Here is a 12579-nt window from a genome sequence, read left to right as displayed (position 1 = left end):
GCAGAAAGCCCGCACCAACAAAACGGGTCAGGCGGCCCGCGCCACCCAGCGCTGATTGTCGCCGCCGTTCTTCCACCACGACTGCGCCGGGGCACCCGGGGTGGTGCTGTAGCCGCCGATCTCCAGCACCCTGGCAGCCACCCCGCCTAAACGCCGATGATCTCGACCGCCGAGCCGAGCCCCCGGAAGTCCGCCACGTTGCGGGTGTACAGCGGCAGCCCATGGGCCGAGGCCACCGCGGCGATCATCAGATCGATCCGGCGCGGGCGCGGCTGCCGCCCGGCGGCGATGGTCAGGGTGACGAGGGTCCCGTAGCGGGCGGCGGCGGCCGCGTCGAACGGCAGCGGGTCGAAGTCGGCCATCGCCGCCCCCAGCACCTCCAGCCGTGCCGCCCGGCTGACCGCGTCCCGCGCCATCGAGACGCCCTGCTGCAGTTCGGCGAAGGTGATCGCGGTCAGTTCGGGGACGGCCGGCAGCTCCGCCGGGTTGAGCAGCGCCAGGTCGATGTAGACGCAGGTGTCCAGCACCCCGGCCGGCCGCCGCCGGGGCGCCCTGCGCCGCTCAGCCACGCGGCCGCTCGAAGGGGTCGTCGCCCTCGTCCCCGACCAGTTCCTCGGGCCCGAAGTACTCCTCGGCCTCCTTGCGCATCTGCTGGTAGTCGACCCGCGGCAGCTTCACGTGCCGCGCCACCAGCTCCTCCGCCGTCAGCCGTCGCCGCCCCTGCACCGGCCGCAACTCGGCGACCTCGACCCCGTTCCTGGTGATGTGGAAGGTCTCCCCCGCCTCGACGGCGTCCATCACCGCGGCGGAGTTGTTCCGGAACTCCCGCTGGGTAATCACCTTCATCTGTCCACGGTAGCCCCGTGTAGCGCCCCTGGCTACGGCGCGCGCGACGGCCTCGCACGCCCTCGCACGCCCTCCCGCTCCGGGCCCTGTGCCCGGGAACCCGGCAGGCCGTACGATCGTCGTCAACGTCTGACACCCGCCGGTCGGAGCACACCGGTCGAGGCACACCGGCGCCGGAGAAACGAGGAGGAGCACCCATGTCCGTGGTCGCGGTGCTCCTCGGGCTGCTCCGGGTGCTGACCGGCGAGCTGCTCACCGAAGGCGGCACGCTGACCTCGGTGGCCGCCGCCGCGGCCGTGGTGCTGCTGGCCGGGGCGACCGCGGGCACGCTGGCCGCCGCCCGGCTGCTGGGCGCGCGGGCGCCGGCCGCCGTACGGGACGGGACGCTGCGCCGACGCGCGTTCCGGACCGCCTTCCTTCCGCAGCGCGATCCGGACGCCCGGGGCAGGCGACGCCCCAGGGCACCGGGGGCGGCCCCGGCGGCCGCGTAACCCCTCGTCTTCCCACCGCCGTTGCGCGGCCGTCCTCCGCCGATCACTCATGCACTCATGCTTTGAGACCCCGGAGGGCTCACCCCGTCATGTCTGTTTTCGCGCTTTTCGACCCGGCCGTCGGCCTGGCCCACGATGTCGTCTCCGCACTCGCCGGTCTGCTGCCGACGGCGCTGGCGATCGTCCTGTTCACCGTCTGCGTCCGCCTGGCCCTGCATCCGCTCGCCCGGGCGGCGGCGCGCGGCGAGAAGGCCAGGGCACGGCTCGCCCCGCAGGTCGCCGAGCTGAACCGCAAGCACAAGGGCAAGCCGGAGAAGCTCCAGGCCGCGCTGGCCGAGCTGTACAGGAAGGAGAAGGCCTCGCCGTTCGCCGGGTGCCTGCCGATGCTGGTGCAGCTCCCGTTCTTCTCGGTGATGTACCGCCTCTTCACCACCCCGAACGACCTGCTCGGCCACACCCTCTTCGGCGTCCCGCTCGGCCTGCACGTGCACGGCGCGACGGGCCCGGCGCAGCTGGCGGTCTTCGGCGTGCTGTACGCGGGTCTGGCGGCGGTGGCGTACGTCGGTTTCCGGCGGGCCCGGCGGGCCGCGGCGGCGCAGCCCACCCCGCAACCGGGGGCGGCCTTCCTGCCGTACCTGTCCTTCGGCACGGTGCTGTTCGCCTCGCTGGTGCCGCTGGCCGCCGCGATCTACCTGCTGACCACGACCACCTGGTCCGCCGCCGAACGCGCCTGGCTGCACCGCGGCGCCCCGGTCCCGGGGGTGGCCCTGGTCTGACGGCCCACGCCGCCGGACGGCCGCACCCCACGGGCGCGAAGCGGGCCGGACCACCCCGCCCGGTCCTGGCCCGCTTCGCGCCCGGTCGCCGTCGCGGTCCAGGGGCGTGTCTGGCAATTCCCGCCGGGCGTGCGACGCTCCCCCAGCCTTCGGCCGGGAGGTACCCCCAGGGCACGCACTCCCCCAGCCTCCGGCCGGGAGGTGCCCCCACCGCAGTGGCTCCCTCCTCCGCCTTGCGGTGCACGCACCCCACCGCCGCACACTGATCCGCCGCGAATTGTCAGACACGCCCTAGCCTGTGAAGATCGTTTCGAGGTCGTCGGTCGTCGGCGGCCGGATCGGGGCCGGGCCGAGGTCGGGACGGGCCGGATCGGGCCCAGGGCAGGCCGGACAGGTGGAGGAAATCATCATGGTGGCTGCTCCGGCGCTGGCGGAGTTGCGGGAGGTCTGCCAGCCGCAGGCCAAGCTGGGGAGCCGCAACGGGGAGCACTGGGCGGGGCGGCTGTACATGCGCCGGGTCTCGCTGCGGACGACCAGGCAGCTGGTGCGCACCTCCGTCTCGCCGAACTCGCTGACCTGGACCATGGTCGTCTGCGGTGTCGGCGCCGGGGCCGCGCTGCTGATCCCCGGGCTGCCGGGAGCGGTGCTGGCGGCGGTGCTGTTCCAGCTCTTCCTGCTGTTCGACTGTGTCGACGGCGAGGTGGCCCGCTGGAAGAAGCAGTTCAGTACGGCGGGTGTCTACGTCGACCGGCTGGGCGCCTATCTGGCCGACGCCGCCCTGATGATCGGGGCGGGTGTCCGGGCGGCACGGGGCGGGTCGGAGCTGTGGGTCTCGGTCGGCCTGGCGGCGGCGCTGGGCGTGGTGCTGCTGAAGGCCTCGACGGACCTGGTCGATGTGGCACGCGCCCGCAGCGGTCTGGCACCGGCCGACGACGAGTCGACCCAGCCGCGCTCGCAGGGCATCGCGACGGCGCGACGGCTGGCCTCCGTCCTCAAGATCCACCGGGTGACCAACGGCATCGAGGCGTCGCTGGTGCTGCTGGCGGTCGCGGTGGCGGACGCGGCGGTCGGCAGCACGGACCCGACCCGGGTCGCGGTGGCGGCGATCGCCGCGATCACCTGGGGCATGGTGGTCGCCCACCTCGCGTCGATCCTCTCCTCCTCCCGGCTCCGCTGAGAACTCCAGACCGATCATCAAATCCTTTTCGGGTCAAGTGATTTGAGTCATACCACCGGCGGCGTCCACCCCCGCCGGACGGCCGGCCGACACCCGTCGCAGGGTGTACGGCCGGCCCCGCCCCGAGGGTGACGCGATCGGCGAAGCGTGGATGCGAACGTGGTCCCAGGGGCCCGGCAGCCGGGCTCCGGGGGAGGGAATCACCATGACCACCACCACCTCGCGCCGCCGCCTGGGGCTGCGGCTCGCCGCCGTCGCCATCGCCGGCGCCACCGTCGTCCCGCTGGTACCGACGGCCGCCATGGCCGCCGGTACCAGTGCCCCGGGCCCGTCCACCCCGGGCCCGTCCACCCCGGCGGCGGACGAGCGCCGCCCGTCCGTCGACCTGCGCCCCGAACTGGAGGCCCTGGTCGAGCAGGGCGGCTCGACGTCCGCCCTGGTCGAGGTCCGCGACCACGGCCGCCCGCTCTGGCGGGGCGCGGCGGGCAGCGCCGACCTGACCACCGGCGAACCGGCCCGCGCCGACGGCCGGTTCCGGATCGGCAGCGTCACCAAGACGTTCGTCTCGACCGTCGTACTCCAGCTGGTCGCCGACGGCCGGGTGGGCCTCGACGATCCGGTCGAACGCCACCTGCCCGGTGTGGTGCCGAACGGCGCGGGCATCACCGTGCGCCAACTGCTCAACCACACCAGCGGCCTGTTCGACTACCTGGAGGATCCTCGGTTCCTCTACCACGACGACGCGAGCCTGCGGACCTACCTGGCGCACGGCCGCTGGACCGACTACCGCCCGCGGCAGCTGGTGGCGGCGGGCTTCGAGCACCCGCCGTACTTCGCGCCGGGCCAGGGCTGGCACTACTCCAACACCAACTACGTCCTACTCGGAATGCTGATCGGGAAGACCACCGGCCGGACCTGGCAGAAGGAGGTCGAGCAGCGCATCATCCGCCCGTTGCACCTCGACGACACCGTCATGCCGACCTCCGGCACCGGCATCCCCGGGCCGCACGCGCACGGCTACGCCAAACTCCCGGAGGGTCCGGTGGACATGACCCGGATCAACCCGACCTTCGGCGACGCGGCGGGCAACGGCATCTCCTCCACGAACGACCTCACCCGCTTCCACGCCGCCCTGCTCGGCGGCCGGCTGCTGCCGCCGGCCCAGCTCGCCGAGATGACCACCACCGTGCCGGCCCCCGCCATCGGCGCCGACTACGGCCTCGGCCTGATCCGCTTCGACCTCCCGTGCGGGCCGGCCTGGGGGCACCTCGGCGGGCTCCCGGGGTACGGGACGGTGCTGCTCGGATCGCTGGACGGCGGCAAGCAGTTCGCCCTCTCGCACACCCCGTACGGTGAGGGCGACCCGGAGGGGCCGGGCCGGGCGTTCCAGAATCTCGTGATCAAGGCCGCCTGCGGCAAGGACGCCCCGCCCACGGGCACGTTCCCGCCAGCCCTGACGGACCTGACACCCTGCGCTGACGCGGGACGGACCGGCCGCGCCGCGCTCCCCGGAGTACGGCGCGGCCGGCCTCCGGAAGGGACGGCGGGCCCTGTGGTGCGAGGACGTCGGACTCGTACCGCCGCCGGGCCCGGCTACCCGTTCAGCCAGCTCTTGTTGGTGCCCAGGAGCCGGCCGTCCGCGGCGAAGACCTTGAAGGACGTCGCGTGCAGACCGGCCGGCTGGGCCACCGCGATCCAGCGGAGCGGGGAGTCCCCGACGGGGGCGAGCCGGGGCTCGGAGGTGGTCCCGTTCGACCAGTTCACGACCACCTTGGCGGCATCGGGCCGGACCGCGCCCATCATGACCGGGAGGACCTCGGGCTTTCCGCTCTTGTCGCTGCCGCCGCCGAGCAGCCAGCCCGTCAGACTGCCGTCAGGGCCGGTGGTCAGCGGCTCCGCGGTCCCGGGGACAGGAGTGTCGGAGAGGCGGTCGTCGGGCAGGCGGGCGCCGTCGACGACGAGGTAGAGGTCGACGATGTCGGTGGTCGGCTGCCAGTACCGGGCAACGTAATCGGGGGTCGGTTCGCTCAGGTCGGAGCCCGCGGCGTGCTGTTCCTGCCAGATCAGCTGGGCCTGTTGGAAGGACTGCTCCCTGGTCGACAGCGGCCACAGCGCCGCCCACGCCTGCCACTGCTTGCCGTCGGTGGTGCCTTCCGCCACCAGGGTGCGGACCGGCTGGAACGGGTCCCGGGCGGCGCCGGGGCTTGCCGAAGGACTCGCGGGGGCACTCCCGGGCAGGGCGCCGCCGAGGACGGGTGCGGCAGCGGGCGCCACCGAACCGTCACCGCCCGGCCGGAGGCCCGGCAGGGCCACCAGCACGACCGCCGCCACCGCGGTCACCGTCAGGGCCGCGGCTCCGGTCAGCAGGTTCCGGCGCCTGCGCAGCCGCCGCCCGCCCGTGATGATCTCGGCAAGGGGGGCGGGCACGATCCGCACCCCCGCCGTCAGCTCCGTCAGCCCGGCACCGATCCGCGCGTCCCCGGCCGAGCCCGCGTGGCTGTTCTCGCTCATACCGTCTCCTTGATCTGTGTCATACCGGTCAGTGCCGAGGAGGCCCGCAGCTTCGCGATGCCCTTCGACGCGTGACTCTTCACCGTGCCCACGGAGCAGTCCATGGCCGCCGCCGCCTGGCTCTCGCTCAGGTCCTCCCAGTACCGCAGCACGACGGCCTGCCGCTGGCGCGGCGGAAGTTCGGCCAGTGCCTTCAGCAGCACGCCGCGTTCGTCGAGCCCGCCGAAGCCGTCCTGCGCGGCCCGCTCCGGCAGCTCGGTGACCAGCTGCTCGGGCACCCGGCGCCGCAGCCGGCGTGCGTGCTCGTTGACCAGGATCCGGCGCACATACGCCTCCGGAGTGTTGGCCTTTCGGACCTTTCCCCATGCCGCGTAGGCGCGTTCGAGGGTCGACTGGACGAGGTCCTCGCCCGCCTGCTGCTGGCCGGTCAGCAGAAAGGCCGTACGCAGCAGGCGCGGCCAGACGGCGACCACGAACACCTGGAAGTCTTCGTCCTGCGCCTTCTTCGGTTCTCTCATGAGCACCTCCTGGCTGTTAGATCCCAGAAAGGGCCCGAACCGTTGACCCGGGCGTCAAGAACGGTGCGCCGCCCGTGCGGCGCCGGCAGGTCCGGGGACCCGCCGTCACCGGGAGAGACGGCGGCTCACACGCCGCGCTCAGGCCCGTACCAGGGGACGGGGCGGTCGTTCGGGCTCATCGGAAGGTGCTGGAGCTTGACCGGTCCGGGAGTGACGTACGTTCCGCCCGGGTGGATGACCACCTCGCCGAGCAGGTGCCGGTGGAGCCACTCGGCGAAGCCCATGGCGTGCTCGTGGTAGCCGCCTTCGTCGCGGTCGTGGACGACGACACTCCAGCCGGTCGCGCCGTGAACCTCGCCGCGGTCAGCACCGTGCCGGACACCGGAGCGACCGAGCACCGGCTGGAGTCCGTCGGCACGCGACACCCCCTCCGAAGCGACGCGTCACATCACTCGTAACTGGCGACGCCTTCCGCAAGCGGGTCGAACAGCAGCCTCCAGTTGCCCGGGAGATGCTGCACCGCGGCCGTGAGGTGGAAGCGGATGACTGTCCACTCGTCAGGCCGGGCAGCCACCCCATGGTCCCGGACGGCCTCCAGGCAGTGGTCGACGAAGTCCGAATCCTCCTCCTCGAACCCCAGCCGCCGGTAGGCCTGTTGTGCCGGCGGCGACTCGGCGAACCAGTCGTCCCACTCGGTGGCGGCGCCCAGGAGATAGAGCAGGTGACCCCCAGGGGCCGGCAGGTCAACGCGCAACCCCTCCGTGGTCCACTCCCGCTGTGCCTCCTCCGAGACCAACGCGGAGCTCTCGACCGCCGAGGCGACGAGGTCCGCCCAGTAAGCCCTGTCGTGCCGACCCGTGGTCTGCCGCAGGTGCTCACTCGCGAATGCCGCCATCGCGTCAGGGTCGTCGATCGGCGGCGAGACGACCATGTCGCTGCCGTAGTCGAATCCGAAGTAGTAGCGATGCCCGTCGAGGGTGAGCGATTCGATACCGGCGACATGGCCGACCCGTCCGGGCAGGGGGTCGACGTGCTTGGCGAGTTCCGCTTCCATAGGCGCGACCGTAGTACCGGTCACTGACAGACCTGTCGGCACGCCCCCATTCATGGCCACCTCGGTCTCCCCCTCCCGGCCGCCTCCGTAGCCCCGACGCTCCAGAAAGCCCGGCCCTCCGTCCTTCGACGGAGGGCCGGGCCGGCCCGGCCTCCTCAACGCAACCGCGCCCAGACCCGCATGCTCCACCCCGAGCGCATCCTGGCCGCACGCCACGGTGTCAGGGTCATTGCCGCACAACCGATGCCAAGAGCCACGACAGCGAGGGCCCAGCAGGGCCAGGCAGTGGGCGGCTGGTTGGTCCAGTCCCACCACCTGTTACGGCCCTGCGCATCGTATTGCCAGTAGGTGAGGGGGAAGACGCTGGCCAAGGGCAGAATGAAGGAGAGTCTCCATCCGAACAAGCGGCCGGAGAGTAGTGCAAGACCGGTCCAGATCAGCAGACCGCGTGTAAGAAGTACAGCGACGGCAGGCGAGCTGATGACAAGTTCCTCCACACCGAGGACTGCTGCGGACAAGGCCACAACACCCGCGATCCAAGCGAGTTGGGCGCGGCGGAATGCGGTCGTGGCGGTCTCCTCGAACCGCTGCATAAGGCTGGCCAGCCCGGCTACCGACACAGTCGCAAAGACGAGCGGGATTTCCCGCCTGAACGGTATCCCCGTTCCCCCGTTCGTGTAGGGAAGTTGGAGCATAACTGAGCCGAACAACGCGTCACATACGGCAACGAGCGCGAACACGGTAAAGATGCCGCGAACGTTGTGAGACCGCGCGAATCGCGAGATCGTGCCCCAACGGGGCTCATCCACAGTGAGCCCCACCGATGGTCTCCATCCGTTGCCGAACCCAGTTCTCCTGGTACGCCTCCGGAGTGGTGATGAGCCGGGCGATCTCGGCCTGGTCCACACCGGGAGGCCCGCCGTGCCGGTCTGCGGGCTGCCCCCCTCCGGCGATACGCGCGGTGATCCACGCGTCGACCTCGAACATTGCCCGATAGCGGCGTTCGCCAGCCGCGTCGTTGCCCTGGCAGGGCTTCGGCTCGGAGGCGTTGCCTATCGCCATCGCAATTCCTATTGCGGCCTCCCACATGGAACCCTCGCTGATCGAGAAGTCCCCGTCGAGCTCGCCTCCGCCACGCAGGCCCTGTTCGTGGAACGATCCAGGCGACTTGATCAGGTCTGCCGGCAGGGCGGCTGCGCGGATCGCCATCTCTTCCAGCTGCGGCAGGTACTTACGCTGCTCCGGCCAAACGCAGATCTGCGGGGTAGTGTTCGTGCACAGCGGGGCGGCTGGCGCTGGACGCGGTTCTCGGACGGCGCCCGCGGCTCCCAGCGCCAGGACGGACAGCAACGCCAGGGCCACGGAGCCACCGGCGAACACCACGCCTGGGCCCCCAAAGACGCGCCCGGTTGGGCGGGGGGCCAGGACCGCGAGAACGGCGACTACACCGGCCAGGGCCAAGCGGGCGACGAGCGCGGTGGGCACGATGCCGACGTACGGGGCGCCGGAGAGCATGAACAGTCCGAGATTGCCCGGCCCTCCTGCGGCAGCCAGGACGACAAAGCAGGCAAGGCCGACGATGACCGGTACAGCTACGCCAGAGGGAAACCAGCTGCCGACCAGATGTCCCGCGCTCGCACACAACGTGATGACGCTCACGCCGAGGAACACATAGCCGAGCCAGAGGAAACCCGGTCCGGCTTCTTCGACGCTGACTGCGGCAGCGGCAACGACGCCGACCATGTAGGCCACGAGACCGTAGGTTACGGTCGCGGCAAGCTGCGGTAACTCGCTGTTCCAACGGGGCTTGGATCCTGCCGCGATCTGATCGCCCATGCGGTTCCGATGTACCCGGCCGGCAGACCAGGCGGCAGCCGTCGCAAGCAGAGGACCGACGTAGAACGACGGGATCTGCGCAGCGACGCTTGCCTCCGACCACACGCCGATCCACCACCGCGACCTCCCGAACAGAACGGCAAGATCGAGAGCAATCAGGACCGGCAGCCACCACCGAAGTGGCGACCGACGCAACTCCATCAGGAGAATACGGATCACGCCGACACTCCCAAGGTTGCCATGTACCCGCGTTCCAGCGGACTGTCGCCCGCCACACCGGCCTCCGCGCTGCGTGCGGCAAGATCGCGCGGCGTACCGCGGAACACGAACGCGCCATCCCGCATGACGGCGACCTCGTCACAGACGGCCGCGACATCCTCCACGAGATGGGTACTGAGGATCACGGCAGTGTCCTTCAACGACCGGATGAGGTCGCGGAACTGAAGTCGCTGTGCCGGGTCGAGTCCGACAGTGGGCTCGTCCAGCAACAGCAGGCTGGGTGAACCGACGATCGCGGAGGCGACGCCCGCGCGGCGGAGCATCCCGCCCGAGAGTGACTTCATCGTGTCTTTTGCGCGGCCTTCGAGGCCCACGGACTCGATCGCCCTCACGGTCTCCTGATGGGCCTCTCTGGACGGCACACCACGCAGCCACGCACAGTAGCGGACGAAGTCGTACACCGAGTAGGCCGGGTAGTAGCCGAAGTCCTGTGGGAGGTAACCGATCCGCCGACGGGCGGCTCGCGCGGAGCGCTCCGAGCGCACCATGTGGCCGCATACTGTCAGCGATCCCTGCCTGGCCGGCACGACGGTGGCCAGGGTGCGCAAGAGTGTCGTCTTACCCGCACCATTCGGGCCCAGCAGGCCATGCACGCCAATGCCAAGGTCCCAGTCAAGGCCGGAAATCACCTCGCGGCGGCCGTAACCCTGCACTAACCCCGACAGGGCCGCAATCGGTTGCACGCGCTTTCTTTCCCTTCACACGATCAGCCGGGCGCCCCCAGAGACGAGGGCGCCCGGTACTTCATGTCCTGCCGGGTTGCATCAGCCTCGGAAGTTCACCCAGGAGAAATTGATCTTGAACGTGCAGTCCACCTGTCCCCAGTCCTGCTTCGACGAGCCGAAGAGAAACATGTACTCGGCCGACTGCTGGTCCAAAGACCAGTTACAGGACGCCGCATTACGGTAGAAGCCCGTAGCAGTCACGTCTTTGCAATGCGCGTTCGACCCGGTGCTGCCCCATGTGGAGTAGCAGCCATTGACATCGTTGCTGGTCCCGCTGGCCATTGCGGCCGGAGACACGACGGCGACTGCGGCAGCGGCAAGACCGGCGATTGCGGCGGCCCGCGCCATCGAGGAACGCCGACTCGGAGCCGAATTGTCAGACTTCGTCATCACTCTCTCCTCCGATGTACTGGTCACGGACCGGTGGTGTAGTCAACCCACGAGCTCTCGATCGAGAACGCGCAGTCGACCTGCCCCCAGTTGGGCTGAGAAGACAGGTTCCAGAAGTAGTAGTACGTGCTCCACCGGTCGGACTGCCAACTGCACTCTGCGTGGTTGCGGTAGTAGCCGGTGACCCCAACGCTCTTGCAGTGCGCGTTGGATCCGGTGCTACCCCAAGTCGAGTAGCAGCCATTGGTTTGGCCGCTCGTCCCGGAGGCCGTTGCCGCCGGGGCCGCGGCAACCGCTGCCGCAACGGCCAGTCCTGCTATCGCGACAGATCGCGCTATCTTTGAACGCACCCGCAGTGCGGGGGTGGTGAGATCCGCCATCACTTCTCCTTCTGTTACGGGTCGGTGGCGGGATCGGGACTCCAGCGCTGCAACGCCGAGCCCGGTCACTAGAACGGCACCGGCTGACCGCCGGTGCCGTTCGTCATACTGACAGTCACATCCGCACGGGGCAACGAGCCCGAAACCCCACAGCGATCATGCGATGACCGTCAGCCACGAAACTCCTGGAGGACTCGGTCGATACCGGGCGCAGATTCTGCGCAAATCGGCAGCACTTGCGGCCCTCTGCAAGTAGTAACGATTTCGCATCAGAACTTTCCGCAGGGCCGGATTCGTCGCACCTTCAAAGCCCCCGGCCCGGCGCGCCAGGAGGTCTACGTACTCCTGACTCCACGTCAGACACTGTGCTGGAGTTGCATGCGACCGAGCAGGATGACATCGACTCCAATCCGATCCTCTTTACCGTGACACGCCAGCAGCCCGGCCCTCCGTCCTTCGACGGAGGGCCGGGCTGCTGATGCGGGGCGTCCTCGGCCTCAGAAGACCGGGGTCGTGGCGCGCTCCAGGAAGCACTGGTTGGTGAAGGTCTTCTGCCAGGCGACCCGTTGGCCGTTCCACTCGCCCTCGGCGTCGGCGGTGACCGGGTCGTAGTAGTCGGGACAGAAGCGGTCCGGATCGCCGACAAGGCGGTCGAAGTCTCCGTCGGCTGCGGTCAGGGCTGCGCAGGCGGCGTCCGGATCGGGGTGGGTGCCGCCGTTCGGGTCGCAGGTGAGGACGAAGTCCTCCACGAGGGAGCCGTCCTCGTCACGGGTGACGGAGAGCTGAAGGAGGCCGAGCGAGTCGGCCGAGGCCGGCCGTGTCGCAGGGGCGGCCCCCAGGGTGGTGGTGATGACGACGGCGACAGCGGCGGAGGCGACGAGCCGCCGAATTGCGGTGGTGGTCATGCCGACACCCGACCACGGCCGGATCGGCATGACCAAGCCACCCATCCGTCGAACGAGTGATCCCCACACGAAAGTTAACGCCAGGGAGTGACCGCCACCCGGCCCGCCCCGGCCCCGGTCGGCCTCGCCGATGCTCCCATGGCACCTGCGGCCACACACAGTGAGGCCGGCCCGCGATGCCGGGCCGGCCTCGGCTGGAACCGCGCACGGTCAGACGACGTACACGCTTGAGCCGAACTCCTGGGTCGTCCGGCCGCCCGGGGGAACGACCGTCAGGACGTCACCCGTACAGTTCGGGCCGCTGTAGACCACGGCGTACTCGTTCGTGCGGTTGTGGAGGATGAGCGGCCAGATATCGGCATTGACACACCCGCTCGGGTTCTCGACCACCTGCCCGCCGCCGAAGACGAAGGTGCCGTGGGCCGCCGAGGCCGAGGTGAGCACGGCGAGCGCCATCATCCCCGCCGCGGCCAGGGCTCCGAACACAGTTACCGCACGTCGCATGGGCGGCTCCCGTCAGATCGGTGCGACCGGGCGACCGCCCAGCCGCACGGGAAGTGCCCCATGCATACCGTTCGCACTCGAATCACTTCCGGCGTTCGCTCCACCGCAGCAGACGAGAGGACCGGTAGGTGGACGCGAGGCAGCCGATGCGCCCCTCAACCCTCGCTGAGAAAAGGCCATTGCCGGG

Annotated in this window: 17 protein-coding genes; 4 read left to right on the top strand and 13 right to left on the bottom strand. The window is 70.3% G+C overall.

Going from position 1 to position 12579, the window contains the following annotated elements; translation table 11 throughout:
* Positions 1–27: 27 nt before the first annotated feature.
* Genes ACIQIB_RS19275 through ACIQIB_RS19265 form a run of 3 tightly spaced genes read right to left on the bottom strand, consistent with a single transcriptional unit; the run spans position 28 to position 846 of the window.
* Positions 28–141, bottom strand: a complete 114-nt coding sequence (locus ACIQIB_RS19275; RefSeq protein WP_400655638.1) for an RICIN domain-containing protein — start codon at positions 139–141, stop codon at positions 28–30.
* Positions 142–146: 5 nt separating this feature from the next.
* Positions 147–569, bottom strand: coding sequence for a type II toxin-antitoxin system VapC family toxin (locus ACIQIB_RS19270; RefSeq protein ID WP_363606704.1), 423 nt, complete (start codon positions 567–569; stop codon positions 147–149).
* Complete coding sequence (locus tag ACIQIB_RS19265; protein ID WP_363606703.1) at positions 562–846, bottom strand: type II toxin-antitoxin system prevent-host-death family antitoxin; 285 nt, start codon at positions 844–846, stop codon at positions 562–564. The genes ACIQIB_RS19270 and ACIQIB_RS19265 overlap by 8 nt, the downstream gene beginning before the upstream one ends.
* A 197-nt stretch (positions 847–1043) precedes the next feature.
* On the opposite strand from ACIQIB_RS19265, the gene ACIQIB_RS19260 reads away from it, so the two are divergent.
* From ACIQIB_RS19260 to ACIQIB_RS19245, 4 genes are all read left to right on the top strand, one after another.
* Positions 1044–1337: a DUF6412 domain-containing protein gene (locus tag ACIQIB_RS19260; RefSeq protein ID WP_400759212.1), complete on the top strand. Its 294-nt coding sequence runs from the start codon at positions 1044–1046 to the stop codon at positions 1335–1337.
* 89 nt (positions 1338–1426) lie between these two features.
* Complete coding sequence (locus ACIQIB_RS19255; protein ID WP_363606701.1) at positions 1427–2113, top strand: YidC/Oxa1 family membrane protein insertase; 687 nt, start codon at positions 1427–1429, stop codon at positions 2111–2113.
* A gap of 409 nt (positions 2114–2522) precedes the next feature.
* Positions 2523–3290: a CDP-alcohol phosphatidyltransferase family protein gene (locus ACIQIB_RS19250; protein ID WP_400655632.1), complete on the top strand. Its 768-nt coding sequence runs from the start codon at positions 2523–2525 to the stop codon at positions 3288–3290.
* Positions 3291–3495: 205 nt separating this feature from the next.
* Positions 3496–5256 (top strand): serine hydrolase, encoded by a 1761-nt coding sequence (locus ACIQIB_RS19245; RefSeq protein ID WP_400759209.1) that lies wholly within the window; start codon positions 3496–3498, stop codon positions 5254–5256.
* Between the two features lie 541 nt (positions 5257–5797).
* Here ACIQIB_RS19245 and ACIQIB_RS19240 read toward each other — a convergent pair.
* The 10 genes from ACIQIB_RS19240 to ACIQIB_RS19195 form a co-directional block, all read right to left on the bottom strand.
* Positions 5798–6319 carry a SigE family RNA polymerase sigma factor gene (locus ACIQIB_RS19240; RefSeq protein ID WP_363606696.1) on the bottom strand — a complete coding sequence of 174 codons (522 nt, stop codon included), beginning with the start codon at positions 6317–6319 and terminating at the stop codon, positions 5798–5800.
* A gap of 125 nt (positions 6320–6444) precedes the next feature.
* On the bottom strand, positions 6445–6717 hold the full coding sequence (locus ACIQIB_RS19235; protein WP_400759206.1) for a hypothetical protein: 273 nt from the start codon (positions 6715–6717) through the stop codon (positions 6445–6447).
* A gap of 50 nt (positions 6718–6767) precedes the next feature.
* Complete coding sequence (locus ACIQIB_RS19230; RefSeq protein ID WP_400759204.1) at positions 6768–7373, bottom strand: hypothetical protein; 606 nt, start codon at positions 7371–7373, stop codon at positions 6768–6770.
* A 155-nt stretch (positions 7374–7528) separates the two neighbouring features.
* Positions 7529–8194: a hypothetical protein gene (locus ACIQIB_RS19225; RefSeq protein WP_363606690.1), complete on the bottom strand. Its 666-nt coding sequence runs from the start codon at positions 8192–8194 to the stop codon at positions 7529–7531.
* A complete protein-coding gene (locus ACIQIB_RS19220; RefSeq protein ID WP_363606688.1) occupies positions 8175–9428 on the bottom strand; it encodes an ABC transporter permease in 1254 nt (417 codons plus the stop codon). Before ACIQIB_RS19220 ends, ACIQIB_RS19225 begins: the two co-directional genes overlap by 20 nt.
* On the bottom strand, positions 9425–10171 hold the full coding sequence (locus ACIQIB_RS19215; RefSeq protein WP_400759200.1) for an ATP-binding cassette domain-containing protein: 747 nt from the start codon (positions 10169–10171) through the stop codon (positions 9425–9427). The genes ACIQIB_RS19220 and ACIQIB_RS19215 overlap by 4 nt, the downstream gene beginning before the upstream one ends.
* An 81-nt stretch (positions 10172–10252) precedes the next feature.
* Positions 10253–10603, bottom strand: a complete 351-nt coding sequence (locus tag ACIQIB_RS19210; protein ID WP_363606684.1) for a hypothetical protein — start codon at positions 10601–10603, stop codon at positions 10253–10255.
* Positions 10604–10626: 23 nt separating this feature from the next.
* Positions 10627–10983 carry a hypothetical protein gene (locus tag ACIQIB_RS19205; protein ID WP_363606683.1) on the bottom strand — a complete coding sequence of 119 codons (357 nt, stop codon included), beginning with the start codon at positions 10981–10983 and terminating at the stop codon, positions 10627–10629.
* A 497-nt stretch (positions 10984–11480) separates the two neighbouring features.
* A complete protein-coding gene (locus tag ACIQIB_RS19200; protein WP_363606682.1) occupies positions 11481–11888 on the bottom strand; it encodes an SSI family serine proteinase inhibitor in 408 nt (135 codons plus the stop codon).
* A 210-nt stretch (positions 11889–12098) separates the two neighbouring features.
* A complete protein-coding gene (locus tag ACIQIB_RS19195; protein WP_400759196.1) occupies positions 12099–12392 on the bottom strand; it encodes a hypothetical protein in 294 nt (97 codons plus the stop codon).
* Between the last annotated feature and the right edge of the window lie 187 nt (positions 12393–12579).

Origin of the sequence: Kitasatospora sp. NPDC092286 (genome assembly GCF_044755565.1) — a bacterium.
Taxonomy (GTDB): domain Bacteria; phylum Actinomycetota; class Actinomycetes; order Streptomycetales; family Streptomycetaceae; genus Kitasatospora.
Note: the sequence above shows the minus strand (reverse complement) of the source record. Positions and strands in the feature narration are given on the sequence as shown.

Excerpts from the sequence above, each read along its gene's own strand:
- ACIQIB_RS19265 (WP_363606703.1), bottom strand. The coding sequence starts at position 846 with ATGAAGGTGATTACCCAGCGGGAGTTCCGGAACAACTCCGCCGCGGTG.
- ACIQIB_RS19260 (WP_400759212.1), top strand. The coding sequence starts at position 1,044 with ATGTCCGTGGTCGCGGTGCTCCTCGGGCTGCTCCGGGTGCTGACCGGC.
- ACIQIB_RS19255 (WP_363606701.1), top strand. The coding sequence starts at position 1,427 with ATGTCTGTTTTCGCGCTTTTCGACCCGGCCGTCGGCCTGGCCCACGAT.
- ACIQIB_RS19250 (WP_400655632.1), top strand. The coding sequence starts at position 2,523 with ATGGTGGCTGCTCCGGCGCTGGCGGAGTTGCGGGAGGTCTGCCAGCCG.
- ACIQIB_RS19245 (WP_400759209.1), top strand. The coding sequence starts at position 3,496 with ATGACCACCACCACCTCGCGCCGCCGCCTGGGGCTGCGGCTCGCCGCC.
- ACIQIB_RS19240 (WP_363606696.1), bottom strand. The coding sequence starts at position 6,319 with ATGAGAGAACCGAAGAAGGCGCAGGACGAAGACTTCCAGGTGTTCGTG.
- ACIQIB_RS19230 (WP_400759204.1), bottom strand. The coding sequence starts at position 7,373 with ATGGAAGCGGAACTCGCCAAGCACGTCGACCCCCTGCCCGGACGGGTC.
- ACIQIB_RS19210 (WP_363606684.1), bottom strand. The coding sequence starts at position 10,603 with ATGACGAAGTCTGACAATTCGGCTCCGAGTCGGCGTTCCTCGATGGCG.
- ACIQIB_RS19205 (WP_363606683.1), bottom strand. The coding sequence starts at position 10,983 with ATGGCGGATCTCACCACCCCCGCACTGCGGGTGCGTTCAAAGATAGCG.
- ACIQIB_RS19200 (WP_363606682.1), bottom strand. The coding sequence starts at position 11,888 with ATGACCACCACCGCAATTCGGCGGCTCGTCGCCTCCGCCGCTGTCGCC.
- ACIQIB_RS19195 (WP_400759196.1), bottom strand. The coding sequence starts at position 12,392 with ATGCGACGTGCGGTAACTGTGTTCGGAGCCCTGGCCGCGGCGGGGATG.